General features: G+C 25.7%; 37 protein-coding genes and 1 tRNA gene. 27 read left to right on the forward strand and 11 right to left on the reverse strand.

What is annotated here, in order from left to right:
* The first annotated feature begins 129 nt into the window (after nt 1-129).
* Complete coding sequence (locus NSA50_RS16920) at nt 130-540, forward strand: hypothetical protein (RefSeq protein WP_257447015.1); 411 nt, start codon at nt 130-132, stop codon at nt 538-540.
* Nucleotides 541-874: 334 nt separating this feature from the next.
* On the forward strand, nt 875-1,984 hold the full coding sequence (locus tag NSA50_RS16925) for an AI-2E family transporter (RefSeq protein WP_257447018.1): 1,110 nt from the start codon (nt 875-877) through the stop codon (nt 1,982-1,984).
* 94 nt (nt 1,985-2,078) lie between these two features.
* Here the strand turns inward: NSA50_RS16925 and NSA50_RS16930 are convergent, their stop codons facing one another.
* From NSA50_RS16930 to NSA50_RS16940, 3 genes are all read right to left on the reverse strand, one after another.
* Nucleotides 2,079-2,282, reverse strand: a complete 204-nt coding sequence (locus NSA50_RS16930) for a hypothetical protein (RefSeq protein WP_257447020.1) — start codon at nt 2,280-2,282, stop codon at nt 2,079-2,081.
* Nucleotides 2,283-2,632: 350 nt separating this feature from the next.
* Nucleotides 2,633-2,989, reverse strand: a complete 357-nt coding sequence (locus tag NSA50_RS16935) for an alpha/beta hydrolase family protein (protein WP_257447023.1) — start codon at nt 2,987-2,989, stop codon at nt 2,633-2,635.
* A gap of 94 nt (nt 2,990-3,083) precedes the next feature.
* A tRNA-Lys gene (locus NSA50_RS16940) sits at nt 3,084-3,159 on the reverse strand.
* 138 nt (nt 3,160-3,297) lie between these two features.
* On the opposite strand from NSA50_RS16940, the gene NSA50_RS16945 reads away from it, so the two are divergent.
* The 4 genes from NSA50_RS16945 to NSA50_RS16960 all read left to right on the forward strand — a co-directional run bounded on the left by NSA50_RS16945 (nt 3,298) and on the right by NSA50_RS16960 (nt 6,056).
* Complete coding sequence (locus NSA50_RS16945; protein WP_257447026.1) at nt 3,298-3,963, forward strand: GTP pyrophosphokinase; 666 nt, start codon at nt 3,298-3,300, stop codon at nt 3,961-3,963.
* 153 nt (nt 3,964-4,116) lie between these two features.
* Nucleotides 4,117-4,551 carry a hypothetical protein gene (locus NSA50_RS16950; protein WP_257447029.1) on the forward strand — a complete coding sequence of 145 codons (435 nt, stop codon included), beginning with the start codon at nt 4,117-4,119 and terminating at the stop codon, nt 4,549-4,551.
* A gap of 108 nt (nt 4,552-4,659) precedes the next feature.
* Entirely contained in the window at nt 4,660-5,118 is a 459-nt protein-coding gene (locus tag NSA50_RS16955) for a hypothetical protein (RefSeq protein WP_257447032.1), read from the forward strand.
* On the forward strand, nt 5,016-6,056 hold the full coding sequence (locus NSA50_RS16960) for a phosphatidylglycerol lysyltransferase domain-containing protein (protein WP_257447035.1): 1,041 nt from the start codon (nt 5,016-5,018) through the stop codon (nt 6,054-6,056). The genes NSA50_RS16955 and NSA50_RS16960 overlap by 103 nt, the downstream gene beginning before the upstream one ends.
* Before the next feature lie 377 nt (nt 6,057-6,433).
* Here NSA50_RS16960 and NSA50_RS16965 read toward each other — a convergent pair whose 3' ends face one another.
* The 6 genes from NSA50_RS16965 to NSA50_RS16990 all read right to left on the reverse strand — a co-directional run bounded on the left by NSA50_RS16965 (nt 6,434) and on the right by NSA50_RS16990 (nt 9,502).
* On the reverse strand, nt 6,434-6,622 hold the full coding sequence (locus tag NSA50_RS16965; protein WP_257447038.1) for an amidoligase family protein: 189 nt from the start codon (nt 6,620-6,622) through the stop codon (nt 6,434-6,436).
* Nucleotides 6,573-6,728, reverse strand: coding sequence for a hypothetical protein (locus NSA50_RS16970; protein WP_257447043.1), 156 nt, complete (start codon nt 6,726-6,728; stop codon nt 6,573-6,575). Before NSA50_RS16970 ends, NSA50_RS16965 begins: the two co-directional genes overlap by 50 nt.
* Nucleotides 6,729-6,760: 32 nt before the next feature.
* A complete protein-coding gene (locus NSA50_RS16975; RefSeq protein WP_257447045.1) occupies nt 6,761-7,300 on the reverse strand; it encodes a hypothetical protein in 540 nt (179 codons plus the stop codon).
* Nucleotides 7,301-7,599: 299 nt separating this feature from the next.
* A complete protein-coding gene (locus NSA50_RS16980) occupies nt 7,600-7,893 on the reverse strand; it encodes a sigma-70 RNA polymerase sigma factor region 4 domain-containing protein (protein WP_257447048.1) in 294 nt (97 codons plus the stop codon).
* A gap of 139 nt (nt 7,894-8,032) precedes the next feature.
* Complete coding sequence (locus NSA50_RS16985) at nt 8,033-8,620, reverse strand: recombinase family protein (protein ID WP_257447050.1); 588 nt, start codon at nt 8,618-8,620, stop codon at nt 8,033-8,035.
* A 672-nt stretch (nt 8,621-9,292) separates the two neighbouring features.
* On the reverse strand, nt 9,293-9,502 hold the full coding sequence (locus tag NSA50_RS16990; RefSeq protein WP_257447053.1) for a hypothetical protein: 210 nt from the start codon (nt 9,500-9,502) through the stop codon (nt 9,293-9,295).
* Between the two features lie 339 nt (nt 9,503-9,841).
* On the opposite strand from NSA50_RS16990, the gene NSA50_RS16995 reads away from it, so the two are divergent.
* From NSA50_RS16995 to NSA50_RS17020, 6 genes are all read left to right on the forward strand, one after another.
* Nucleotides 9,842-10,132, forward strand: a complete 291-nt coding sequence (locus NSA50_RS16995) for a hypothetical protein (protein ID WP_257447056.1) — start codon at nt 9,842-9,844, stop codon at nt 10,130-10,132.
* A 27-nt stretch (nt 10,133-10,159) separates the two neighbouring features.
* Nucleotides 10,160-11,263 (forward strand): amidase domain-containing protein, encoded by a 1,104-nt coding sequence (locus tag NSA50_RS17000; RefSeq protein WP_257447059.1) that lies wholly within the window; start codon nt 10,160-10,162, stop codon nt 11,261-11,263.
* A 121-nt stretch (nt 11,264-11,384) separates the two neighbouring features.
* Nucleotides 11,385-11,774, forward strand: a complete 390-nt coding sequence (locus NSA50_RS17005) for a DUF4829 domain-containing protein (protein ID WP_257447062.1) — start codon at nt 11,385-11,387, stop codon at nt 11,772-11,774.
* Nucleotides 11,775-11,969: 195 nt separating this feature from the next.
* Entirely contained in the window at nt 11,970-12,362 is a 393-nt protein-coding gene (locus NSA50_RS17010) for an amidoligase family protein (protein ID WP_257447065.1), read from the forward strand.
* Nucleotides 12,363-12,453: 91 nt separating this feature from the next.
* Nucleotides 12,454-12,963, forward strand: coding sequence for a sigma-70 RNA polymerase sigma factor region 4 domain-containing protein (locus NSA50_RS17015; RefSeq protein WP_257447070.1), 510 nt, complete (start codon nt 12,454-12,456; stop codon nt 12,961-12,963).
* 440 nt (nt 12,964-13,403) lie between these two features.
* Nucleotides 13,404-14,189, forward strand: a complete 786-nt coding sequence (locus NSA50_RS17020; protein ID WP_306813973.1) for a protein rep — start codon at nt 13,404-13,406, stop codon at nt 14,187-14,189.
* 257 nt (nt 14,190-14,446) lie between these two features.
* Here NSA50_RS17020 and NSA50_RS17025 read toward each other — a convergent pair whose 3' ends face one another.
* A complete protein-coding gene (locus NSA50_RS17025; protein WP_257447073.1) occupies nt 14,447-14,842 on the reverse strand; it encodes a hypothetical protein in 396 nt (131 codons plus the stop codon).
* 133 nt (nt 14,843-14,975) lie between these two features.
* On the opposite strand from NSA50_RS17025, the gene NSA50_RS17030 reads away from it, so the two are divergent.
* From NSA50_RS17030 to NSA50_RS17085, 12 genes are all read left to right on the forward strand, one after another.
* Nucleotides 14,976-15,269 carry a hypothetical protein gene (locus tag NSA50_RS17030; protein ID WP_257447076.1) on the forward strand — a complete coding sequence of 98 codons (294 nt, stop codon included), beginning with the start codon at nt 14,976-14,978 and terminating at the stop codon, nt 15,267-15,269.
* Between the two features lie 54 nt (nt 15,270-15,323).
* Nucleotides 15,324-15,893: a hypothetical protein gene (locus tag NSA50_RS17035; protein ID WP_257447078.1), complete on the forward strand. Its 570-nt coding sequence runs from the start codon at nt 15,324-15,326 to the stop codon at nt 15,891-15,893.
* 4 nt (nt 15,894-15,897) lie between these two features.
* Complete coding sequence (locus tag NSA50_RS17040) at nt 15,898-16,092, forward strand: hypothetical protein (RefSeq protein WP_257429605.1); 195 nt, start codon at nt 15,898-15,900, stop codon at nt 16,090-16,092.
* Between the two features lie 412 nt (nt 16,093-16,504).
* Nucleotides 16,505-16,756 (forward strand): sigma-70 RNA polymerase sigma factor region 4 domain-containing protein, encoded by a 252-nt coding sequence (locus tag NSA50_RS17045; RefSeq protein WP_257447081.1) that lies wholly within the window; start codon nt 16,505-16,507, stop codon nt 16,754-16,756.
* Between the two features lie 381 nt (nt 16,757-17,137).
* A complete protein-coding gene (locus tag NSA50_RS17050; RefSeq protein WP_257447084.1) occupies nt 17,138-17,299 on the forward strand; it encodes a hypothetical protein in 162 nt (53 codons plus the stop codon).
* A gap of 1,060 nt (nt 17,300-18,359) precedes the next feature.
* Nucleotides 18,360-19,484 carry a DNA cytosine methyltransferase gene (locus NSA50_RS17055; RefSeq protein WP_257447087.1) on the forward strand — a complete coding sequence of 375 codons (1,125 nt, stop codon included), beginning with the start codon at nt 18,360-18,362 and terminating at the stop codon, nt 19,482-19,484.
* A gap of 126 nt (nt 19,485-19,610) precedes the next feature.
* Nucleotides 19,611-20,093 carry a hypothetical protein gene (locus tag NSA50_RS17060; RefSeq protein WP_257447090.1) on the forward strand — a complete coding sequence of 161 codons (483 nt, stop codon included), beginning with the start codon at nt 19,611-19,613 and terminating at the stop codon, nt 20,091-20,093.
* Between the two features lie 114 nt (nt 20,094-20,207).
* Nucleotides 20,208-21,062 carry a ParM/StbA family protein gene (locus NSA50_RS17065; protein WP_257447092.1) on the forward strand — a complete coding sequence of 285 codons (855 nt, stop codon included), beginning with the start codon at nt 20,208-20,210 and terminating at the stop codon, nt 21,060-21,062.
* Nucleotides 21,055-21,288, forward strand: a complete 234-nt coding sequence (locus tag NSA50_RS17070) for a hypothetical protein (RefSeq protein ID WP_257447096.1) — start codon at nt 21,055-21,057, stop codon at nt 21,286-21,288. The genes NSA50_RS17065 and NSA50_RS17070 overlap by 8 nt, the downstream gene beginning before the upstream one ends.
* Before the next feature lie 101 nt (nt 21,289-21,389).
* Nucleotides 21,390-21,680: a hypothetical protein gene (locus NSA50_RS17075; protein ID WP_257447099.1), complete on the forward strand. Its 291-nt coding sequence runs from the start codon at nt 21,390-21,392 to the stop codon at nt 21,678-21,680.
* A gap of 98 nt (nt 21,681-21,778) precedes the next feature.
* Nucleotides 21,779-22,573: a DNA adenine methylase gene (locus NSA50_RS17080; RefSeq protein ID WP_257447101.1), complete on the forward strand. Its 795-nt coding sequence runs from the start codon at nt 21,779-21,781 to the stop codon at nt 22,571-22,573.
* A complete protein-coding gene (locus tag NSA50_RS17085; RefSeq protein ID WP_257447104.1) occupies nt 22,527-22,919 on the forward strand; it encodes a sigma factor-like helix-turn-helix DNA-binding protein in 393 nt (130 codons plus the stop codon). The genes NSA50_RS17080 and NSA50_RS17085 overlap by 47 nt, the downstream gene beginning before the upstream one ends.
* Before the next feature lie 14 nt (nt 22,920-22,933).
* Here the strand turns inward: NSA50_RS17085 and NSA50_RS17090 are convergent, their stop codons facing one another.
* Nucleotides 22,934-23,761, reverse strand: coding sequence for a helix-turn-helix domain-containing protein (locus tag NSA50_RS17090; protein ID WP_257447107.1), 828 nt, complete (start codon nt 23,759-23,761; stop codon nt 22,934-22,936).
* Between the two features lie 285 nt (nt 23,762-24,046).
* On the opposite strand from NSA50_RS17090, the gene NSA50_RS17095 reads away from it, so the two are divergent.
* From NSA50_RS17095 to NSA50_RS17105, 3 genes are all read left to right on the forward strand, one after another.
* Nucleotides 24,047-24,643: a hypothetical protein gene (locus NSA50_RS17095; RefSeq protein WP_257447110.1), complete on the forward strand. Its 597-nt coding sequence runs from the start codon at nt 24,047-24,049 to the stop codon at nt 24,641-24,643.
* Nucleotides 24,644-24,662: 19 nt separating this feature from the next.
* A complete protein-coding gene (locus tag NSA50_RS17100) occupies nt 24,663-25,574 on the forward strand; it encodes a CDK-activating kinase assembly factor MAT1 (RefSeq protein ID WP_257447113.1) in 912 nt (303 codons plus the stop codon).
* 94 nt (nt 25,575-25,668) lie between these two features.
* Nucleotides 25,669-26,947, forward strand: a 1,279-nt coding sequence (locus NSA50_RS17105) for a Cys-Gln thioester bond-forming surface protein (RefSeq protein WP_257447116.1), incomplete at its 3' end; no start/stop codon positions are given.

The following is a 26,947-nucleotide window of genomic DNA, read 5'->3' on the forward strand; positions in this document are numbered from 1 at the left end:
ATATTAGGAAAATTTTAAGAATTAGTTAAAAAAATATTAAGAATAAGCAGTTATAATTAACTTATAAAATGATAATTATAAAAACATTTATTTATAGTATAGGATGTAAACTTATTTGGAGGGATAATTATGATAAGAAAAAGGATTTTAGGAATATTTGCAGTAGTAGCTTTAATTGCAACAGTATCAGTAGGAGGAGTATATAAAAATATTTCAACAACCACTGGAGATGTCAGCTTAACACAAGAGTATACAGATTATGATTTAACATATGAGGATATAGATGCTGAATTTAATTCTATAGAATCAGAAGAAGATTTAAAGGCTTTAAAAGATGAATTTACACAAGAGTATGGAAGTGAAGATGTATTTAAAAAGGTATATGAAGATGATGAGTACCTAGAAGAAGTTAATGGAGCAAAGGGTATATATAGATACACAGACAAGAGTACAAATGAAGTAGAAGAATATAATTACTTTGATGAACTTTTAAATAGTTTTGCAAATGATACTACTGATACTACAAGCAATAGTATTTAAAGGATAAAAATAATATAGTTTATTTGCAATATTTTATTAGAAGTTGACTAAAAAATATTATTACTAAGATAAAAAAGGAGAAGCTAAGTTTCAGTAATTTAATTTAGCTTCTCTTTTTTTGCTAACAATAAAGTTGAATATTGAAATGAAATTTTTGTAATATATATGAATTATTATTACTTTAAAAACCTAGGGAGTAAAAATGAAATTGGTATTATATTTTGTAATATAGTATAGTAGTATTAATGTTTAAAGTTAATACTAAGTAACGAAGAAGATTATAGTGAAACTTTAGATAATAATTATAATTTTACAAAACTAGAGAGGAGATTAAATGAATAAAAAGTATATTTTTGAAAGAGCATTATTGATAACATATGGATTAATAGTTTGTTTTTTATTATTGAAATTTGAAAAAGTATTAAAGGGATTAAGTGTATTAATAGGTGTTCTTTTACCAGTTATACTAGGAGGAGCTTTTGCATTTCTTTTAAATATACCAATGAGCTTTTTAGAGAAAAAAATTAGTGAATTGTTAAATAAACTAAATCTTAAAGAACGAACAGTTTTTATGATAAGTAGAATTACTTCTTTAGTACTTATTATTATAATAATTATTGCAATAATAATATTAAGTATAAATATTATTATACCTCAAGTAGTACAGAGTTTTTATACTATAGTTGAAAAGTTACCTAATACTATTAAGGATATAGAAAAATTTTTAAGTGAGAATATTAAAAATATACCTTTAATAGAATGGTTTAATACAAATATGGGGAAATTTGATGGTAGCAATGCTAAAATGTTAAATGGTATTTCTCAAAATATATTAGGTGGTGCTATAAATATTACTTTAGGCATAACAACTAGTATTATTAATGCAGTATTAGGATTAATAATATCTATGTATATTTTATTAGATAAAGAACATTTAAAACGTCAATTGAAATTAATTATTCATAAAATAAGTAAAGATAAACATAGTAATGTAATTTCAATATTAAAGTTAACTTATTATAAGTTAAGAAAATATATTGGAGGTCAAGCTACAGACGCAACTATATTATTTTTGATGGTATTTGTTTCTATGACGATTTTTAAGATGCCCTATGCTTTATTGATTAGTTCAATTGTAGGAGTATCTGCTGTAATACCGATATTTGGACCATTTATTGGAGCTTTAATATCAATATTAATAATGTTTATTGGAGGCTATGATAACATAGTATGGTTTATTTTATTAGTAATAGTTATGCAACAAATTGAAGGAAATATAATTTATCCGATAGTAGTAGGGAATTCGCTAGGTTTATCAGCATTATATATTGTAGTATCAGTTATAGTTTTTTCAAGTTTATTTGGTATTTTAGGAATAATATTTGGGATGCCTTTATTTGGAGTATTTTACGAGATACTATCTAAATACATAAAGAAAACTTAATATCTTAATAGTTATATAAAAAAGCATAAAGATAACTAATTTATATGTAGACTTTATGCTTTTTCTTATGAAAATTATTCAATATCTTTACTTATTATTTTACACATATTATAAAAATAAAGTTCTTCTCTATATTAGTCATATGCGATGAATATTTAAATTTGTATATAGCTTTTTTAGGGGCATTTATAAAGTTATAATACTCCTCTATAAGTTTAGTAGGTGTACAATAATCATTATCTCCACAGCAGAAGTATATAGGAATATCAATACTATTAATTTCAGTAAATAAATTCATTTTATTCATCTCATAATACATATATTTATTAGAAATCATTATACCTTTTAAAAATTTAAACCAGTCAAATAAATTAAAGTATTTAAATGAAATACTTTTTAATATAAAAGATATTCTAGTAATCTTAAAAATATCACCTTTATAGAATTCAATTAATTTATTAAATTCATTAATTTTATTTTTATCATTATATGGAGGAGCACCGATTCTACGTAAAATTTCAAGACCATTTTTATAGTTATCCTTATTAACTTTTTTTAAGTAATAAATTAAAAATTATTTTATCACCTTTATTTATATTAACAACTTGCCCTATAGAAATAAATGGTTTTATGAAATTAGGTACTTTTTTAGACACTAATATACCAATTAAACTTCCAAAGGAATGTCCTACTAAAAAAAAATTTATTTTTTTTAAACTTATTCAATAATATTTGTATGAGTGATATAGTATCTTGAACAATATTATCTATTGTTAATTCATCTTTTGAAAATTTTTTTGTATTAGATTTCCCAGCTCCCCTTTGGTCCCAATTTACAACAAGAAAATACTTTTCTAATTTACTTTGGTATTTTCTTATAAAACCTATTTGAGATACACCTGGACCACCATGTAAAAATAACATTAAAGGACCATTTTCATTTCCGTTAACTAAAATATATTGTTTAATGGTTCTAATATTTATGTATTCCTTTACTTCAATCATAAAACAATCACTCCTAATTCAGTATAATTACTAAATCTTATATCTAATAGTGTAAAAAAAGAGCAGAAGTAATAATATACTTCTGCTCTTTTTTTGGTGCGCCTTCAAGGACTTGAACCCCGGCCCCCCTAGTAAAAAGCTAGGTGCTCTATCTTCTGAGCTAAAGACGCATAGCTAATTACAAATTTATTATATATAATTCGAATTTTTATGGCAATACTTTTGAAGAAAAAGTCGAATTTTTTTTTTTGTTAATGTATAATTATTGATGGCTCAATAAAACTCAATAAAGACAAGGAGATATTCATATGCAGCAAGAATTTAAGAGAATATTTTTAGAGGATGTTGAATTACCAGAAAAATTATTAGATAAAGTAGATCAATTTAAAGAAACTATGATGATGTATAACTGCGCTATTAGATCTATAAGGACTAAATTAGAAGTTTTAAATGATGAATTATCACTTACAAATAATAGAAATCCAATAGAATTTATTAAAACTAGAATTAAGAAGCCTAGAAGTATAGTAAATAAATTGAATAGAAAGGGATTAGATATTTCATTAACATCAATAGTGGAATCATTAAATGATGTTGCAGGAATTAGGGTTGTTTGTTCGTTTATTGACGATATATATTCTATTTCTGATATGCTTACAAGACAAGATGATATTAAACTTATAGAAATTAAAGATTATATTAAAAATCCTAAACCTAATGGATATAGAAGTTTACATTTAATAGTTGAAATACCAGTGTTCTTTTCAGATAGAACATTACCGTTAAAGGCAGAAATACAAATAAGGACAATAGGAATGGATTTTTGGGCTAGTCTTGAGCATAAATTAAAATATAAAAATAATATAGATATTTCTGAAGTTATATCAGAAGAATTAGAAAAATGCTCAGCTATTATATCCGATGCAGATTTGATTATGCAAAAAATTAAGCATGATGTAGATAATATAAGTTAATAGCATTATTAAAATTATAGTATTTACTTAGAGAGGAGAAATTTATGAAAATAAACAAAAAGGTTGTGCAAAAAATAAAATACCAATTATTATTGCTATTTTATTTTTTGCACTTAAAGAACTGTATACAATTTTAATAAAAATTTATTTTATATGTATTCCGATAGGCTTACTCCATTTAATATTTTAATTATTATTTTACTAGGAATAATTTCGTACATACCATTATCATTTTATGATTTGGTGCTTAAAAATAAAATAGGGATTAAGTTAAGTTGGAAAAAGGTATATAAATATTCATGGATAGCTAGCTCTGTAGCTAGTTTAGTTGGTTTTGGTGGAAGTTCAGCAATTTTAATAAAAAATTATTTTTACAAAGAACATGTTGATGATTCATCAAAATTAATTAAGGAAGTATCTAAAGTAGTTGGATTAAATCTTTCAGGATTTTCGTTAGTATGTTTAATATATTCTGCTTGGAATATGCTTTCAATTAAAAAGTTTTATACTGTATTTTATGCTTCAATTTTAATTGGTTTATACTTACCTGTTATTTTAATTTGGTTAACAATCTTCTTTATAGACTAAGTTATTATATAGTGCCTGTAGTTATTGGAGGAGGTTTATTTTTTATCAGATTTATATACGAAAATAAACAATGAGGCTAGGGAACTTATATCTAGGCTGAATTCTAAGGTGGCACATTTCACTTTAACTATATCTATATTAGTTACTGGAGTATCATTAATCTTGGGACGTGACATGTACTTTTTAAGGTATTTCTCTAATAAAGAGAAAGTATTTAATATAGGAGTAGGAGAGTTCTCATTATATATAAGCATTATTTTAGGCTTTGTTTTAATTGTAATATCAACAATATTATATTCTAAGACAAAGACTGTATATTATTCTATGATATCTGTTTATGGGATAATTACATTAATTACAATATTCAAAGAACATACTTTATTTGAGTATATTTTCTTAGGACTTAGTTGGATTCTAATTATTTTTAGTAAAGATAGATTTTATAGAAAAGATTTTATTTTTACTTGGGAGAATGCTATGAAAGTTCTGACTTATGTTTTAATAATATTTACATATCGTCTTATACAGTATATTTTCGTTTTAAAAAGAATGGTAAGCCAAGGATAGCTGATAATGATTTAGGGTATACAATTGATATATTTAATCAAAATAGAATTTTAATAGCAGTATTTTTAGCTACAGTACTTGAAATATTATTAATACTATTTCTTATTTGGTTAAATAGCTTAAATAGATTTCCAAAAGAAGGATTAGATAAAGAGAGAGTAAAGAAAGTAATAGAAAAATATGGAGGATCTAGACTTGCACATTATGTATTTACAGGAGATAAGTATGTTTATATAAATAAAAATGAGGATGTATTTTTTCAATATCAAATATTGGGGGATAAAATTATTATTTTAGGGAATCCAGTTGGTAATAAGGGTTCATTCTTTGATGGAACAGAAGAATTTTTAGAATTAGCAGACTTATATGGGTATAGCTTAGTTTTTAGTGGTATAGATAAGGATATTATTACTGATCTTCATGATTTAGGTTATGAATTTATGAAGCTTGATGTAGATGCTTATGTTGAATTAAATAAATTTTCATTAGCAGGTAATAAAAATAAAAGTAATAGACAAGCTATAGGTAGAATAGCAAAAGCTGGATACACATTTTCAATTATAGATCCTAATTTTACTGAAGAGTTATTTAATGAATTAAAAGAAGTATCTGATGAATGGTTAAATGGAAAAGCAGAAAAAGGCTTCTGTATAGGGTTCTTTGACTGGGATTACTTAAATATGGATAAGATAGCAATTGTAAGAGATCCTGAAGGAAAAATAAAAGGATTTGCTAATATATTTGAATATGCTAAAGAAAGTGGATATGAGCATTTCAATTTAGGATTGGCTCCTTTAGCAGATGTAGGGAGAACAAAACATGCCTTTTTTAGAGAAAAGGTTGCATATCAAATATTTAATTTTGGAGATTATTTCTACTCATTTAAAGGATTAAAGCGTTTTAAAGATAAATATGCTAGCAAATGGGAGGAACGATAAAAAGGTAGTTCAGTTATAATAACAGCAATTCAACTTATGTTAGTACTTTCTAAAGAAAGAGATAAATAAGATATATACTTGAATACTTCTTAGTTAAATTACATAGAATCAAAATTTAAAATAAAAGGTGTTCCCTAGGTTTTAGAGTTGCATCAAGGAAGTTAAACACTATTGACTTTAAACTAAAAGAGGGTGTTAACGAATTTAAACCGTTAGTACTCTCTTTTTAATACGTATGGAAAATATATGAATTAAAAAAAGGTATACTTGTCCAATTTTTAATAATATTTTTTAAAAATTTTCATATTCATTTAGCCACTTAGATTAATTATTCCTCCAGCAGCCCTATATAAACACTCTTCATAATTCTCTACCATTTAAAAAAATCTTCTCCATCGCTGCCTAGCAGTATCTAATTTATTCATTCCAATATGCACATGACCACCACAAGATTGATTAACTCTAGCTCCGTGTCTTTTTACAACTTCACATATTGCTTCTATTTGTCTCCAAGTTTCAGGTGTATCTTTTAATATAGGATGTAGTTGAGAAATATATACCGGCAATTGCAGTAACTGTTATTGGTGCTATAGTATGTGCTATTGCTTTCTCTAATCCAGGAACTGCGTCTGCAGCTGCCTGTGTTCTTCTTCCTCTATTTATAGCTGACAAAGAACAATAATTCATAAAAATACACTGTCACTTTATTGACAGTGTATTTTTATAAGTTCAAAGAATCGCTCTTTTTCGTTTATATTTGAAAAAGCACTAAAAGGTATTATTATTCCACTACTACTATATCCTTTTTTGAAAATAATATATATTCTATTATTATATTTAACTGCTTTTGAAATTGCTCCAAAATTAAACTCATGTAACATTTCATCATTTTTTATAGATATTCTATCTTCATTTATTGATAACACCTTTTCACTTGACATAAATGTTTTTTTTAGAAAATTTCTCTTTATCCTTATTGTAAGCATTTTTTTTTGTATTTTATGAGCAAAACAAATCCATATAATCCATGCAATCATATTTATAATAAAAATTGGCAACATTTCATTAATATTATCAAATTGAGCACAAAATAATATAGTTGTAATCAACAAAAATATTTGGTAACCATAAAATATAATGCTGTACCTTAATTTTAATTTAGGATCAAATTTATAACAATACAAAGTAAAATCTACACAATCATCTAATGTGTTCTTGTATCTAAGTTCTAATATTGTAACCACCTTTTCTTTAGATATATTATTATATTCTATTAATATATATTATTATACTATATTTTTTCTTCTATAAAATACTTATATGTCCTATATCAACATACTTTTATTATATTCTTCAAAATTAAGTTATTACATTTAACTATTATAAAACACTCAATATTAAATATGTATCATTTACTAATAAAAATAATTAAGATAAAACTTAAACTAAATTTTTTTATTCAATTAACAAGTTACCTTTTTATTATCTAAAATTAGTTATTTCGCTAAAAGGAATTTTTGCATAAAAATAATACATATATCCCCTATTTTTCATAATTTAAATTAAATTGTTCATTAATTATTTTATGAATTAATCCTACAGAACAAGAATACATCTCTGCTATTTCTTTAATTGTTTTTCCTTGGATACGATACATCTTCATCATTTCTTTTTCTTGATCTGAAAATCTTTCTTTTCTTCCAGCTCCACGTTCATTATGAACTCTTTTATCTGACCCTACACTATTACTTTTTGATTTTTTATTTTCATTTTTTAATTTCTGAATTACAGATTTTAAACTCTTGTTTTCATCTTTTAATTTTTGAATTTCATTCATTAAATTCAACCCATTCATAAATTAATTTATGAATATTTCGCTAAAAAATATTTTTGTAAAGTAGGGGTAGCGTCCGGAAAATGCGGATTTCAAACGTTAAGAGCATTTTTCCCCCTGATACTAAGGGTTTGCAGACTTTTTACAAACTATTCTTATACTCTTTCAATAATTTATAATAAGTTGTTTTCTTTAACCCTAAAATCTCCATTGCTTTTATATTATTTATAGTTCTGTTTTCAAGTAATTTGATAACACTAGTCCACTCTTTAGGATATTCTGTTTTCTTACGTCCAAATTTAACACCTTTTTCTAATGCTAGTTTAATTCCTTCTTTTTGTCTTTTCTCTCTTTTTTCAACTTCATCTTGGGCCATCATAGTATAAAGCTCAATTATTATGTTATTAATGGTTTCTAACATCAAATCATCATTTGTATTTAATTGTGTGGTTGGGAGATTTAAAGCTACTAATCTAACATTATTTTCTTTAAAATATTGAATTTCCTTGAGAGTTAATTTTTTATTACGCCCTAATCTATCAAATTCATGTACTACTAATGTATCACCAACTCTAAGTGCATCTTTTAACTTAATGTATTCAGGTCTATTAAAATTTTTTCCGGTTGATTTATCACAATAAATTTTTTCACACCCATAATTTTTAAGGCTTTCTATTTGTCTATCTAAATTTTGTTCAGTAGTTGAAACTCTACAATATCCTATTAACATATTTTTATTCCTTTCAATTTGATATTCATAAATATAATACACTATAATAGTTCATACAACTATAGATTCATTAACGAACTAAAAAATAAAATTTTTAAAATGCTATTTTGGGAATTTTGCTTACTTTTTTACATATTTATTTTTAGTTCGTTTTTGTGTACAAGTCCGAACTTTATAAAAAATTATGAATTTAACAAAATTTCTAAATTGGATAAAACGATTGGTATAAGCGGGGAAAATGCTCTTAACGTGTGAAATCCGCATTTTCCCGACGAGACCCCAAATAGTAGAAAAGGATTTTCAATTAAGGATAAAAAGCAATTAGAGAGAAGAATAAGTAAAGATGAAATTTTTCAGATGAATCTAGATTTTTATAGTAAAGAGTATGAAGTGAATTCATAAAATAATTAATGAAAATAAAAAGGAATTATAGTATAAATAATTCGATAATTAATTATTGAAAAAAACAAAAGAGATTATACCATAGTTATTTCATCAATTAATTGTTGAAAAGGTGGGGTTGAAAATAAAAAAAAAAATTATAGAATGTTTATAAATTTAAAAAATATGATATAATATAAATAAGAAAAGCATCGTACGGCTAATACGATGCTAGTCCTAGAACGTTTTTCTTTGGGCTATTGATAGTAATATAGAATTAGAAGGAAAGCGTTATTTATCTTGACCGGATGGGTAACGCTTTTCTTTGCTATTAATCTTAATATTAAGACCTAAAAGTTTTAAATTAATTTCTAAATTAAAATCTTTATTATGTTTCAATATCAAATTAATAAGAATTATAGCAATAACTCCTATTAAAGAAATTTCTAGCATATCAACAACACCACCTTTAGCTATATAGTAAGAAAAAATTACTATCAATAGCGAAAAGGCGGAGAACGTACAACCGCCACGCCATCCATCGTGGCATAAAAACAATATAATTATACCATAAAATGAATATGATAGCAGATTAGTTTTATAACTAGTCTGCTTTTTTATATTTATTTTTATAATAATCAATGAAGGATCTATCGAACTGATATTAGTTCAATAGATCCTTTTTTTATGATAAAAGTTGAAATAAAAAGTTTAAACGATGCTAATAGGGGGAATATACCTTTAATTTAAATGAGTTAGAAACTACAGAACTACATAGGCCTTTGAATATCTAAAAAGTCTGCAAACCATTGGCATCAGCGAGGAAAATGCTCTTAACGTGTGAAATCTACATTTTCCGGACGCTACCCCTATAATGAAAAAATAACGTTTGATATAAGTTATCTAGAAAATATTAAAGAGACAACGTTATATAGCATAGATTTTTCAGAAGTTGATTCAGGAAATAGAATAAAGGTATTAGATAATATTTATGAATTCAATGTTCAGAAAGAGAAAGGAGAATATTATTATCCGGTTAGTATAAAATGGGATAATATGCATAATTTTGAATATTTATTCAAAATTATGCAATATAGAAATAAGAAATATTTACCTGTTTATACAACATAATGTATAATTACAGGGAGGTGATAAATAATGTTAAAAAAGGTAACAATACTTATTCTGGTAGCTGTAACTATTGCTACAAGCAGTATTCCCAAAGTAGTAAGTGCTAGCAATAATGTTGAATTATTAGAAGAAGTAAAAAAACATAAGGTAATGAAGATAGATAAACCTGCTGAAGTTGAAGAACTATCAGAGGAAGAGAGGGAAACAGATAGGAAAGAATCGGAGGAAATAAAGAAAAGAGGGGAGGAAAGTATAAAAGCAAATATAGAAAGTGATGTAGAAGCTATAAAAGAATTAGCTGATATACTAGTTGATACTGAATTATTAGAGAAGGCTGGGCCTATAACAGAAATTCCAGTAGAAGATATAATATATATTATGGATGTGATACTAGATTCAATAGAAAACTATAAAATAGAATTATCAGATGAGCTAAAAAACAAATTAACTTCTTATTTATTGAGTCATGGACCATATGTAGGATCAGATAAAGTTAAAGAATATATTGAAAAAAATACTCAAAGTAATAGAATGTCAGTAAGGTCATCATATAACAGACAAAGTGCAGTAGATTATGCATTTAAATGGGTGCATTCATATAACACTACCTATTATCCTAATTTAACTAATCTTGGAGGAGATTGTACGAATTTTGTATCTCAAGCTGTAGTGGCTGGAGGACATCAGCAATCGGGTACATGGTGGATAAGGAAAACAAGCAACACATATTTAGCACCTATCAATAGTTATCAGTATAGGCATTCATGGAGTTCAAGTTGGCCAGAAGATAGTGCATGGATTTATGCTCCGGCATTTGCTGTACATTGGCAGCCTAAAGTGTTAACTGGGGAATATAATGCATCATTTGTTGTTGATACACCACAAACGCCTTATGCAGCTCCTTATTATTTGGGAGATGTAGTGCAAATTATGTCGGTATTAAAAAATAATGGAACAATAGTTGGCTATAAACCTATACATTCAGTCATTATTACTAATTATTCTCCAGAAAATCAAGATTATAGGGTAAGTTATCATACAAATAATGTAAAGGATAAATTATTAAGCCATTTAGCAGATTCTTATCGAGGTTATAGAGTTAGATTTTATAGAATGGGGGCTCCAAGATAATATATTAATTTAATATAAAAATACGTATATAAGTAGTGACAATACAAAATGTTTATAATTTTTTATAAAGGAGGAGATCTCAATTAGGAAGCTCGTTATATATTTATGTTTTGTTTTATCTATGTTTTCGTTAGTTAGCTGTAAGCAAGGGAGAATATCTGATAATATTGAAATTGATATCAGTGAATCTACTAAATTTTCTAAAGATGAAATAACTAATTCTATAGAGTGTGTTAAAAGTAATTTTAACTTTGAAGGAGCTACTTTAACAAAAATATGGTATGATGAAAAAAAATCTAATAATTTAGTTGATATTTATTTGGAAAATGGAAATGGATCACAAAATGGAGTTAGTGAAGAGGATGTTATTATTCTTTTATCTAACTTTTATGTTGATGATTCTGGTAAAAATCCTGTTCTAAATAGAGATACCATATATACAGACTATCAATGGATATTGATAAGAGATAATGAAAAAAGTGAGTGGAAAATCGATAGCTTTGGATTTTAAAATTTAAATTGTTACTTAACCTCTAGGTATTAACCTAGAGGTTTTATTTTAATGGAAAAATAGACATGATTGAGCATAAACAGTAAATTTATGCAGTTGCTCTATGACTTACAGATGTGAGATTTAGGATGAATTAGAAGCAATGCTTCCAATTACGCAACTAGCTTTAGTGGAAGAGCTGCAGAAGTTAATAGAATGTCTTTTAGCATGGAAAATGATGAAGATGTAATGGTCATGGCGAGAAGCGTTAGTAGAATGAATAGATACTATGGAATTAATTTAAAAAATATAGCAACAGACAAAGCTCCGACAGTTGAATTTAGATACTTCAATGGATCACTCAATCCAAAACAAATTCAAGCAAATATAAAGTTAGCTGCAGGAATAATTAATGCATCAGAGAAGTCACGTTGGAGAGATACTGAAGATGAAAATTACAAAAAAAGAGGGAAAATATTAAAAAATTCAACTTCTTCATCAGGAACTAGAACAAAGGAAAAAATGATTGAATTATTAGATATCGCATTTTCAAGAAAAAAAGATAAAGATATGTTATTGAATGTTCTTAAGAGAAATGAATGGAGGTAAAAAGATATTTTTCAAAAAATAATTATTGAAAAATACAAAGAAATATTATATTATATTTTTATAAATTAATTTATGAAAGAGGTTGTGTGATATGGAAGATATTCAGAAATTAAAAAATGAACTAGATAGGTATAAAAAAGAAGTTAAAAGATTAGAAAAAAGTCTTGAATCAGCTAAGTATTGGAATGATGAAAATAATCTTAATGAATTAACTATAAGAGCTACAAATCAATCAATAGAGATTGATGAGTTGAAAAGAAAGCTAAAGATGGCAGAGCATTTTAATTCTTTAAATAATGTTAAAGAAGTAAGTTTAAGAGCGACTCAAAGGGGAAATATAATTGAGAAGCAAAATAAAGAAATTGAAGAGCTTAAAAATGAAATTCAAAAATTAAAAAATGAAAATAAAACTTTAAAAAGTAAAGGGAAAAATATAGCTGTAGTAGTTCATAACGAACGTGGAGCAGGAAGGAAAGCGAGATTTTCAGATCAAGAAAAAGAAATGATGAGAATGTATCGTATCCAGGGCAAAAAACTTAGAGAAATAGCTGAAATGTATAATTGCTCTGTAGGATTAATTCATAAAATAATAAATGAATAATTAGTTAGAAAGGTTATATGGATATTCTTGATACTATAGGTAACTATTCGAATTTAATAAAAAATCCTAGAGCCGTTGAAAACTCTAGGGTTAAACTAAAAAAATTGCTTTTTTTCCCTATTGTTTTATAATTTAAGTGTCGAATTTAAAAAATAAAACTTAATGTAGAAAGGAGCAAATTCTTTTAGTGCCTAAATAGGACTTTTTTATTAAATTTTAAATCCTTTTGTCGTCACAAAAGAATAATATTGACTATGAATAATGATAACAAAAATAACTTTGAAAATCAAGAAACAAATATTGATATATTAAAAAGGTGTACTGATAAGAAATTAAAAAATCCTAAATTCAGCAATTATATAGAGCGGTTAATATCAAAAAAAATGTTTAATTTGATATGCGATTGTGGGAGTTTTTTAGAATTTTTAGGAGACTTTGAAATGGAAAATAAAAAATTACATAAGGGTAGTTTTTGTAAGAATAGATTTTGTCCAATGTGCAGTTGGAGATTATCTTGTAAAGATAGTTTAGAAATATCAATACTTATGGAGCATTTGAGAAGTGAAGAGAATAAAGCGTTTATATTCTTGACTTTAACAACTCCTAATGTGAAAGCTGATAGTTTAGAAGAAGAAGTAAAAAAATACAATAAAGCTTTTGAAAAATTGATGAAACGTAAAGAAGTTAAAGCTATAGTTAAAGGTTACATAAGAAAACTTGAGGTAACATATCAAAAAGAAAGATATATAACTAAAGAGTTATGGAAAAGAAAGAAAGATTATTATGAGAAACGAGGATTGTCCATAGGTGATTTAGAGCCTAATTATGATACTTTTAACCCTCACTTTCATGTAGTTATAGCAGTAAATAGAAGTTATTTTACAGATAAAGATTATTACATTTCTCATGAAAGATGGCTTGAATTATGGCAATTATCAACTGGAGATAAATCTATAACACAAGTTGATGTAAGAAAAGCTAAATCAAATAATTTAAAAGAAGTTTATGAGTTAGCAAAATATTCTGCAAAGGATAGTGATTACTTAGTATCAAGGCCAGTATTTGAAACATTTTATAAGGCTTTAAAGGGTAAGCAAGTTTTAGTATTTAGCGGATTATTTAAAGATGCTCATAAGATGTACAAGCTAGGTGAATTGGATTGTTATAAAAAGCAAAGTGATATCGAGTATGTTTATAAACTTTATTATAACTGGTATAAAAATTAGTATGAAAATACTAAATGTGTAGAGTTAACAGATGAAGAAAAGAAAAAAATAAATAAAATATTAATAGATGAAATTTGTTTTTAATTGTTTTAATTATTTTAGAAAAGGGAGATTTAAGATATGGAATTATTTTTTACTTTACTCAATATTTTGTTGTGGATAGGAATAATAATGTTTTTAATAAATGTTGTTAAGAAGGTTAAAAGGTCTATGGATGAAATTGAGATAGTATCAAAAAAAATAGATATTATTTTTATCTAATATTCAAATTCAAAATAATATGATTTATTTTTTCCAGCTATATGAGTTAATGATGTATCTATAAGCAAATAATAATCATATCTTCCATGAATATTGGCTGTTACTTTTTTACCATTATTTCTTATGTTGTAATCATATCCTAATTGAGTCCATGAGTTTCCAAATGTAATACCTATAAAAGATGATTGAATGTTAGTTACGTCAGAAATATAATTTCCTAATGAGCTACTCCAGTCAATTCTCATATAGCATCTTGCAGACATATTAGGAATTCCATTTATTGAAAATGAACGTGTTCCACTCCTAGATGTAAAATAAGTATATGGTTGGATTATATTTTGATTTTCAGTTGTTTTTATTTCAGTTGTTTCTTCTTTTTTGAAATTTTTCAATGCTAATATATAATTTTTATGCTTTACTATTTAATATATCTTATAGTAAAATTATACATATATTTATCACTAAAATAACTATATTTATATTAAAACAATACAATCATTGTAAAAAATTAGAAAGAGGTATCGTATGTTTATAAAAAATTACTTAGAAAGTTCACCCCAAAAAATAGTTGAAGATCTTTTCACTGGAGGATTAATATTTATAGCAAGCTTACTTTTATCATTCATATCATTATATTTTGATTATACATCTGAAATAGGCTATATTATGAGCATACTACTATACATAATTGCTACAATCTTTAAATATATATTTTTAATATATATATTTAGATTTATCAGCATTATCTTATATAAACTGCTAAAATTAATAGATAATAAGCTTATTTTTCAAATTAATGAATCAAAAGAAATAGAGTAAGATTTTCTTTCTTACTCTATCTTTATTTCTATTTACTTTAAGGAGATAAATAACATGAAAAAATTATTCAAAAAAATTATTCTAACTTTAATTCTACTTTTAACATTTAATACTATTCCTACATTTGCTTTAAATACTTCTACTGAAGAAATATTATTTGATGAAGTAATCAATCTATCTGAAGATGAATATAAATTACTTACGAAAATGTCAAAAAATCCAACTATAAAATTCCGAAATTTTTCAACTAATTATAGCACTTATATTCAATATTCTGTTTCAAAATCACAAGCTGTAAATATTAAAAACACATATAATAAGCTTACTAATACATTAACTTATGGTGGTTTAGGAATATGGGGAGGAGAAAAAGTTGCAAATATATCAAAACTAAAAAAATATTCAAGAGCAAGAACCTTTATAAAAAGATCTGGAAATTGGGCTTCAAATATCATAAATGTATTAACTTTTGCTTCTGTAATATCTATAAATAGATTTACATCTCAAATTCAATCTGCAGTAGATAAAATGAATAACAGAGATAAATTGTTATTTAGAGTAGAATCTCATGATTTAATGGATTCAGTATCTTGCAGATATACTATTAGAATTGTGAGGAGATAAAATTATGAAAAAGTTAATTGCGAAAACGATAATAACTTCATTTGAATGTGGCATTATTTTTATGGTAGGTATAAATTTTTCATTTATTAAGCAAGAAAACTATCTACAAATATTTATAGGCTCAATAGCAATACTACTATCTATATATGTATTGTATAAGACATATATAGATATAATAAAGAAAATATCAAACTTTTAATTCATTTAATATAAGTAGCTAAATATTAAGGAGTACATATTATGAAAAAGAATAAATCTGTCTTTAAATTTTATAACTTCCTTTTTAATTTTTTAATCTTTTTACCATTATATTTATACCTATTTAATAATACTTTTATTGCATTTTTAATAAAAAAATATCTGAAAATGACCTTTTAATATTTTCATTAATGTATGGTATTTGGGGAGCAAGTCTATATAGCTTAAAGTCAACTTTATTAAAAAAAATTTAGATTAGTATTCAAAATAAATAATATATATTAATAATGTAAACATGCCGAAATTATCAATATTTTTATAATATTAAATATTTCGTAAATTAATTATTGAATATAAAGTGAAAACATGATGCGCTTTATTCGTAAATTAATTTATGAATGGAGTTGGGTATAATGAGTGAAATTCAAAAATTAAAAGATGAAAACAAGGTGTTAAAATCTACGGTTCAAAAATTAAAAAATGAAAACAAAACATTAAAAAGTAATAATGCAGGATCAGATAAAAGAGTACATAATGAACGTGGAGCTTCAGATCAAGAAAAAGAAATGATGAAGATGTATCGAATTCAAGGAAAAACAATTAAGGAAATAGCTCAAATGTATTCTTGTTCTGTAGGATTAATTCATAAAATAATTAATGAATAATTTATTTGAAATAAATTAGAACTCTATTTTTCATAATTTAATTTAAAAATAAGTATAGTTAAATTTTACTATGGAAAGAATAACATAAAAAGTCTATAACTTGCCAAATTCTTTTGATAAAATAATAATTAGGGTTTTAGCATAAACTTTATCTAATATATATACTTAACGGGAGGAGCCATTGGCTCCCTTTTTATTTTGTGTCTACAAAGAAAAGACAAATTTTTAATGGTTGATGTGATAAAGTTAAATGTAGTAACAAATAAAAAAGGGGATGTAATTTGTGGCTACAAAAATTTTAAAAAAAGAAGTTATAAGGGTTAGAACAGATAAAAAGTTGAAAGAAAGATTAAAGAAAATGTGTAAAGCAAAAAAATGACTATGAGTGAATTAATAATTTATATGATTGAAAATGAAGTAAATAAATATGAATTTAATACAAGAAATAAAAAAATAATTGAGAATAGAGTTGAAAATAAGAGCATAAGTTTGATAGATAAAATTAATCTGCAGATAATAAAATATTATTGCAATGATGAATAAAAGGAATGAATTTTATATGGATTTTTCAATTAAAAGATTATAAAACACTTTTAATTTTAAAATGATTTTTATATGAATAATTCATTGTTGATTTATAATAATTTTTAAGTTTTAGTTTGGTATAATATTTTAAATTTAATAAGTGTCTATGGGGATTTTACAACCCGTAGAAAAAGGATTTTTCAAGCGGAGCAAAAGGGTTGTAGAATCCCCAGGCGAAGTCTTAAAAAATTAAATCCTTTACCCTCGTACGATAACATGGGGGTACTACGTACGAAAGAAATTTACTTAAAGCCTGTAATTGACTGGCTTCAAGTGACCTTCAAAAATTTTGGGGTTGAAAAGTTTTTAAAGGCGATTTTAGAACTAATTTTTAAAGATAAAATCACACTCTAAAAACTATTAACTGTGTACCACCTTGTGTGGTCTACAAATAGAATAGCTATTTAAATTACGATAAGTTTGTTATTGGTAGTTTGCTTTGCTCGAACATCGTAGATAAAGCGAACGATAGTAGCGTTATAAATAAAAAAAATAAATCATTTGTGTTTTAGTATAAGAATTTATAATTAAATTTGCCTATTTTTATTTCATAAGTTTATATATAATTTAATTTAATTCTTATAAAATTTAAGTTTATAAAATGTAAAAACATTTAAAAAGCCCTAGAATCGATTCTAAGGCTTTTTATTTTTCTTAGGATTTTTATACTTTAAATGGTGCTAAGATTAAATTAATGGTATTTTAGCGTTATTTATGCTATGCATGAGGTAGTTTTATGAAATTTATAGAAGGTTTTTTAATTAAGAAATTTAGAAGAGGTAATGTAAGTGATTATAATTGTAATAATAAAGTTTGAAAAAATACATTATGATAACAGTTATACGATAACAGTAAGAAAAGTCTAATGGACAATAAAAAAATATTTTTAGGAGAAACTATTTTTGTACTAATAAATGTCGTGAAGAGTATAAAAATAAAGAAAAGTTGAAAATAAGTTGAAAATTAAGTCTAAAAATAAATGATATCATTATAAAAAACTAATTTTTATGAGGTGGGTATGTTATTTTTAGATTTTTTTAGTGGTATTGGTGGATTTAGGTTAGGTATGGAATTAGCAGGACATAGATGTGTGGGCCATTGTGAAAAAGATAAATATGCTGAAAAAAGTTATAGAGAAATGCATGATATAAAGGAGGGTGAGTGGTTTGCAGAAGATATTACAAAAGTTAGAGCAGAAGAGTTGCCAAGAGCAGATGTATGGTGTTTCGGATTCCCATGTCAAGACATCAGCATCGCAGGAAGGAAAGAAGGATTCAATGGAGATCGTTCAAGCTTATTTTTTGCAGTTACAAGACTTATTAGGGAGACAAACGAAGAAGATAGACCCAAGTATCTATTCATTGAGAACGTTAGAAACCTTTTTAGTGTTAATCAAGGGTTTGACTTTCTCAAGCTTCAGATTGAATTGGCCCAAATCGGCTATGATTGTGAATGGGAATTACTTAATTCAAAAGACTTTGGAGTTCCCCAAAATAGAGAAAGAGTGTACATTATTGGACATCTTAGAGGAAGAAGTACCCGAAAAGTATTTCCTATCACAAGAAGTTATAAATCGATTATTGTACCAGGAATAGCTTGTGGAGACTTTAGATATGATAAAGGGCTTAGAATACGAGAAAATGGAGTATCACCTTGTTTATGTGCTAGAAATAGCAAGATGAATAATCATAATGATCTATCAAGTTCTATATTTGTTATTGGAAATATTAATCCAAGTAAAAAAGGAATGGGTGGAAGAGTTATTGACAGTAATGGAATAGCGCCAACATTAACAACTAATAAAGGTGTTGGAATGAATATTTTGGTAAGAGAAGCGACTAAAAAAGGATATTCTGTTGCAGAGCATGGCGATTCAATTAATCTTGAGTATATTAATTCAAATGATAAGCGTGGACGAGTTGGAAAGTCTAGAGTGAATACATTAACAACTAGTTGTAAACATGGAGTAGTGTTAAATGGTAGAGTTAGAAGATTAACACCAAGAGAATGTTTTAGACTTCAAGGATGGCCTGATGAGTATTTTGATAGAGCAGCATCAGTATGTAGTGATTCTCAATTATATAAACAAGCAGGAAATGGTGTAACGGTTAATGTTATATATGAAATAGCGAAAAAGTTATAAATAATAAAGAAGTGCTAAATATTTAAAAAGTATTTAGCACTTTTTTATTTAAAAAAAAGGAAAATTAAGTAAAAGATTGAATTGATAAATTATGTAAATTAATTATTGAATTGAGAGGTATAAAGTATGTTAAAAAGTATTGCAATGGTATCAGAAGAGCTAGGAGTTAGTAAAGCGTCAATTTATAAAAAGTTGAAAGATGAAAAGTATAGAAGTTTAATTCTAATGGAGAATGGTAAGATGATGATAGGTGAAGAGTTGATTGAATTGTTGAAACCTAGAAAAAGTAAGGTGTCAAAAGTTGAAATAATAAAAGATGTTGAAATAGTAGCGGGAAAAGAAATAATTAAAGAAAATAATAATGAGACAATGTTAGATTTTTTTATTAAACAGATAAAAGAAAAAGATAATCAAATAACGAAATTATATGAGCTTATAGAAAACAATCAAATAATATTAGATAGAAAAGAACAAATAGAGCAAGAGCAATTAAAATTGGAAGAACATTTTAAGGAAATAGATAGAAAATTAATTGAAATTAGAGATAAAGGACAAAATAAAAAAAGATTATTTTGGAGTTTTTTCAAAAGAAAAGAAAAGGAACTTTAAAGTTTACAAAAAGGAACTTTTTATAAACTTTTTGTTGACATTTAATAAGAAATATTATAAAATTAAACAAAAAGTTACTTAAAAGTTACTTAAAAGTTACAGAGAGGTGTTTTTATGATATTGGCAGTAGATTTAGGAAATTATAATATTAAAACGAGTGAGGGAGTTATTTTTGAAAGTAGGTACCAGGAAGTTGAAAAAGAAGATTTTGATAATGAATTATTAGAAATAGAAAATAAGTTTTATAAAATGGAGTATGGAGAATTTGAAAATGAATTTAATAAAGCTAAAAAGAACTATTTGCCCAATTTATTATATGCAATTAGTAAATCTATAGATGAAAATGAGATTGAAGTTGATTTAGTATTAGGTGTACCAGCTTCTAATTTGGGTATTACTTCTGAAATAAAGAATGATATTGAAGATAAAAATTTTAAATTTAAGGTTTTTGGACAAGAAAAAAAGGTGAAAATAAATAGAGTAGCAACAGTAGCAGAAGGATTAAGCAGTTTTTATACACTAAAAAAAGAGGAGAGATTAAAAGATTTAATTATACTTGATATAGGTGGAAGAACTTTTAATGTATGTGCATTTTCAAAAGGAAAAACATTATTGAAATTTACTCAACCAGGAGGAATGTTAGATTTATATTCAATGGTTCAAGAGAATTATAATAAGTTTGGAAATAATGCAAATATAGAAGAAATAGTGAGACTTATAGAAAATGGAACAATAAATTGCGAAGAAGAAAAAGTTAGATTTGTAAAAGAGCAAATTAATAAAATAAAATTAAAAATTTCAAATTTAAATACATTTAAAATTTTTGTTACAGGTGGTGGAAGTTTGGAGCTACAACAAGGATTAAGAACTGTATTAGGGGAAATTAATTATATTCCTGATACTATTTTTAGTAATGTAAAAGGAAATAAGATGATAGCTGAGTTAAAATGGGGAAAAGAAAATGAGTAATGAAATAATAAAAAGAGTAAATCTAAGAATAAATATAGATGACCCTATTGATAATGTAGTTTGGAATTATATAAAGAATGAAAAAAAGAAAGGAACTTATATAAAGAAATTAATTTATGATATAGCAATAGGGAAGAAAATAGAGTTTGAAGAACAAGCCAATGAAATGTGTTATGATAAAATAGATAAATCAGAATTAGATGATTCAGGAATGGAAGGATTTTAATGAGAAAAATAACCTTAGTAAAATAAGGTTATTTTTTTATTGACAAACAGAACATGTGTTCTATAAAATAAAAGAAAATTTATTTGTAGGAGTGATAATTGATGAAAAAATATGAATTTAGAGAATATATAGAGAATGATTTAAATAAAGAAAAGTTTGAAGAAGTAGCACTTAGACAAATAAGATTGCACTTCAAAGAGAGTAATTCTAAAAAAGAGTTAAGTGAAAGTCAAGAAAAACAAATGCTAAAGCAAATGTGGGAAAATATGATAGAAAGTATATATCAAAAAATGAAAAATCAGATTAAAAGTAAGAATGTTGAAGCATGGAAATTAAAAATTGATGAAGTGAATTTAGTTGAAGAAATAAATAATTCATTCCAGGATTATTAGAATGAGAAAATTTTGATAAAAAAATGAAAAAAAGTTGAAATTTATTACTCTAAAATAACGGTAGAATATAATCAAATAAGTTTTTAGGAAGTGATTATATGTTGAATCCACCGATAAATAGAATGGGCGGAAAGAGTAGACTTAGAAAAAGAATAATTAATATGATGCCAGAGCATACATGTTATGTAGAGCCCTTTTTTGGAGCAGGTTGGACTTTTTTTGGAAAAGAAAAAAGTGAAGTAGAAGTAATAAATGATGTGGATAAAGAACTTATAAATTTATTTAGAATGTTGAAAGAACATCCTGAAGAAGTTGAAAGAGTTCTAAAATATGAAATTATTGCTAGAGATAGCTTTAAAGAATATAAAGAAATGAATATAGAGCATATGACTGAGATAAAAAGAGCTGTGAGATACTTATATTTAATAAATAGCAGCTTTGCAGCTAAAGGGGGCTCTTTTGGATACGGAGCTTTAAAAAAGCCTAATCAAAAGATTTTTAATCAGGATTTTGAAAAACTTAGAGATAGATTAAAGAATACATATGTTGAAAATAAAAGTGCTTTTGAAATTATAGAAAAATATGATAGACCAGGAACATTATTTTTCTGTGATCCACCTTATTTAGGTACAACAAGTTATCAGGATGAATTTACTTTAGAAGATCACATAATACTTAGAGATATATTAAGTAATATTCAAGGAAAGTTTATACTGACGATAAATGATCATGAAAGAATAAGAGAATTATATAAAGATTTTTATATTGAAGAAGTACAAGTTATGTATTCAATATCAAGAGAAAAAGAAGCAAGAAAGGGATATGGGGAGTTAATAATAAGAAATTATGAGAATACAGAAGAAAACAGAAAAAAAGATAATAAATTATTATAAAGATAAAAAGAAAGTAAGAATATTAGAATATGAAATAGGATTATTAGAAAGAACTATTTTTGATATAGATAGATGTAGGACTGATGAAAATACTAAAGAAATAGAAACTAGGCTTGAAAAAAGTAAAAGAAAGTTAATAGAGAAAAAGTTGCAGCTAAATGAAATTATAAATGAAAATATGGGATTAGAAGCAATTATAGTAAATTTAGATAGAGAAGATAAAGAACTTTTTGATCTTAGATATAATAGAGAACTTGGATATCAAGAAATAGGAAGAGTGTTACATATAAGTAATTCAACTATTTCAAGACGACTTAATAGCATATTAACAACTGTCAATGCATGAAAAAGGCCTTCACATTATAGTGAAGGCTTAAGGATATCAAATAATTTACCAACAACTTTACCTTGAATGCAAACATCTTTGAGATTAAGAGTTCGAGGCTTGTGAATTGGGTTAGTACTCATAGGAATTAAAGTTATACAATCTTCATAAAGTTTAACTTTTTTAACAGTAGTTTCATCAGTAGCAACTAGAACTATCGCAATATCATTAGTTGAAATGCAATGAGTATATTCAACTAATACAAGTTCTCCATTTTCAAAAAGTTCATTCATACTATCACCTTTAATGTACAGTATATAATATTCGCTAGAAGAATATAGTAAATTCTCAGGAATGGGAATAATATCTATAAGATCTTCTTCAGTATAACAAGGGTCACCAGCAGAAACATTACCTGAAATAGGAATCATACGACATTTAATATTATTTTTACTTTTTTTATATTCATCTAAGTCTATAATTTCAGGTGTTTGTTCATCTGAAAATTCTTCATTAAAATTAGTAGAAGGCTCATTTTTATAATTTTCAGGTTTAGATAATTCATTTAGTATATTATCAATTTTGGATTTTATATTTAATAATTCTAAGGTCATAGCATAGTCTGTATTATTAGAAAGTCTTATTAAATTGTTAGTATTATTATCAAATACTAATGAATCTAATGAAATATTAAAATGTTCGGAAAGCCTAATCAAAGCATTAAGAGAAGGCATACTTTTCCCAGATTCATATGAAGAAATTGCTTGTTTAGTTGTATGAAGAATATTAGCTAATTCACTTTGTGTTAAATCATTAGATAAGCGTATTCTTTTTAATTTTTCAGGAAAATTTATCAAATACATATTTATCACCCTAATATAGTTATATACTAAAAGTTTAAAATAAATAAGAGTAAATAGCTTAGTAAATTAAAAAATAACAAAAGTAACTAAAATGTTGACAAAAGATTTAAGTTTTTGATACTATATTAATATAGTATTTAACAAAAATATTAAAATTAAGCTTTATCTGAAGAAAAGATAAAAATATAAATGGATTAGAGATAAATATAAATTAGAAAATGTCCGCTTTTGGCAAAAAACAAAAGAGGTTAGTATAAGTCGGCCTTTTTTAAAGGAGGTATTTTTTTGATAAAGAAAGAACAAGTCTATGATTTATATATAGCAGGATATACAATTATAGAAATTTCGAATATTTTAAAGTGTAGTGAGAGAACAGTAAGAAGAAAACTTAAAGAAGTAAATGATGAAAAAGGTGCAGGGGAATTACGAAAGCTTCAATTTTTAGGAATTAATATTGAAACAATAAGTGATAATAATATAAAATTAGTTAGATACAAAAGAGTTCAAAATAAAAATGAAGTAATAAAGTTATATTTAGACGGATATACCGCAAAAGAAATTGAAGAAAAAGAAAATTACAGAAGATCAGATATATATAATATAATAAGAAGTTTAAAAAGATATGTAGGTTTCAAGAAATTTGAAGAAATTTATGAGAAAATACATAATAAGAATAGAGAAAAATTATTATTATTAAGAAAAAAAGAAAAATACAATAAAGAGTTAGTAAAATTAACAGGACAAGAAGTAAGAGGGTATATAAGTGATAATTCATTATTTCCTTTGGTGAAAAGTGCATATGAATGCAAAGCTAAAAGTTTTGTTCTAACTAGTGAGAATAAAAAAATTGCAACTTGGGATTTACCAGTAAGATATTATTAAAGTTATGAGAGGTGTTAATGTGAATATTAAAAAAATAAAAGAAATATTAACAAATAAAAAAGTAATTGTAGCGGGTTCAACAATTATTTCATTGGTAGTCATAGGAGTAATAGCAGTAGGGGTATCATATAATAAAAATAAAGTAGAAGATAATAAACAGATAGTAGAAACTAATAAAGATACTGAGAGTACTGAAGAAAAAGAAGTTAAAAATAGATTAGAAGAGCTAAAGAAAATAGATATATCAAAGTTGTCTGAAGAAGATAAAAAAGTATTAGAAGATAAAATAAGTAATATAGAAAAATTAGTAGATAATAAAGAATATGTTAAAGCTACAGATGAAATGGAGAGCTTAAAGAAAGATATAAATAGTAAAATAGAAGAATTAGTTAAAAAAGAAGAAATAAAAGAAGAAAGTAATGATAAAAAGGAAGAAGAAAATAAAGAAGTAGCTTCAAATAATACAACTTCAAATTCGAGTGGTACAAGCAGTAATAGTTCATCTAGTAATAATAGTGGTAGTAATGGAAGTACTTCAAATTCGACTCAAGGAGCAGTACAGAAACCTGCTGCACCAACAGTAGTTGAGAAACCAGTACAACCAACACCACAACCGAAACCAGATCCACAACCACCAGTTGTAGAAGAACCTAAGCCAATTTATCCAAGTGTGGTAGAAGTTAAGCAAAGACTTATAGCTTATGGACAAAGTTTAGGCTTGCAATATGATGCATCTATAAATTACGATAATGCTGATAAAGGAACAGGAACAGATCAAATGTGGGGAAGTGGATTAGGAGGAAATGCTGACTGTCAGACTTTATTTAATGGGTTAGTTAGCTCAGGATGTTATGCATTTAATGTAGAAGTTGTTGATTTAGGCAATGGATTTTGTAGTATGAATGCTTATGGGATTATGAATTGGGATTAATATAAAAGTAGTAAAGAAGAGATTTAGTAAAAAGATACTAGGTCTCTTTTTTAGTGCTTTTAAATAAGCATAAAAAAATCAAAGGAGGGATTTTATGGGATTAGTTAATAAACTCATAAAGAAAATCAAAGGGAATTTAATAAGAAAAGAAAGGAGGAAAGTAAGTACTTTAAGTAAGAAGCTAAGTTTGGCACTAGCTTGTTTACTATCATTTAATTTATTACCTATTAACAGTATAAAAGTAAGTGCTGAAGAATTAGTTCATAAAGTAACTGTTAATGGAATGTCTCCTGAAGAATATAATGAAATATATATAAAATATTTAAATGGAGAGCTTTCGGAAGAACGTGCAACTGGGAATAGTGGATTAGGAATTCAACTTATATCAGGAATAATAGCTCCACCAATAACTATAGATGGTGAAGTTGCTTATTGTTTAAATTTATATAAGAACTTTCCCGTAGGAAATAATTATCCAAGTGGAAATCCATATGAAAATACTAAGATAAGAGCAGTTTTATATCATGGGTATCCTGTAAATGCAAGTGGATTACAAAAAAAGTATGGAATAAGTGATTCTGAAGCAAGATATTATACTCAAGTTGCAGTATGGCAAATGACAGGAGATTTAACGAGTAGAGATTATGGAATAGGATATGTTGATGAATTATTATCATTAGGTAGAAGTGGATCTTTACCGAGTTCAAACTTTAATATTTCATCTAACAATCTTGAAGCTACTCAAATGAATGGATATCAAGAAACAGAGGTTATAACAACAAGTGGTTCAAATGGAACTTTTACTTTTCCATCAGATTCTGATGTTTGGTCTGTAGATTTAAATGGAAATAAGAAGAATACATTTACTGTAGGGGAATCTTTTAAGATTAGAGCAACTAAAGGATATAATGAAGATAAAAGAATAAGAATAAAGACATCTTTAAATAAACCAGCAGCACTTAAATATGACGGTAGTGGTGGTTTCCAAGATATAGTTAAATATTATTCTGATCCAATTAATGATTTTGCTAATATAAGAGTTAAATTCAACGGTACTGGTAAAATAGAATTATTTAAAACAGATGATTTAGGTAATGTATTACCAGGAGTCAAATTTGGTTTATATTCTGATGCTGCAGCAACGAATAAAGTAGCAGAAGCAGTAACTGGAGCTGATGGTAAGTTAGTATTTGACAATGTTATTGCAGGTGAGTACTGGACAAAAGAACTTGAAACACTTCCAAGTCATGTTTTGAATCCTGAGATTAAGAAAGTAGTTGTTAATGGTGGAGATACTCAAAGAGTAGACTACACAAATGAAATAATCAAAGGAAGAATACAAATAACTAAGGTAGATGAAGAAACAGGCGAAA

The sequence above is a fragment of the Clostridium mucosae genome, assembly GCF_024622765.1.
In the GTDB taxonomy this organism is placed as follows: domain Bacteria; phylum Bacillota; class Clostridia; order Clostridiales; family Clostridiaceae; genus Clostridium.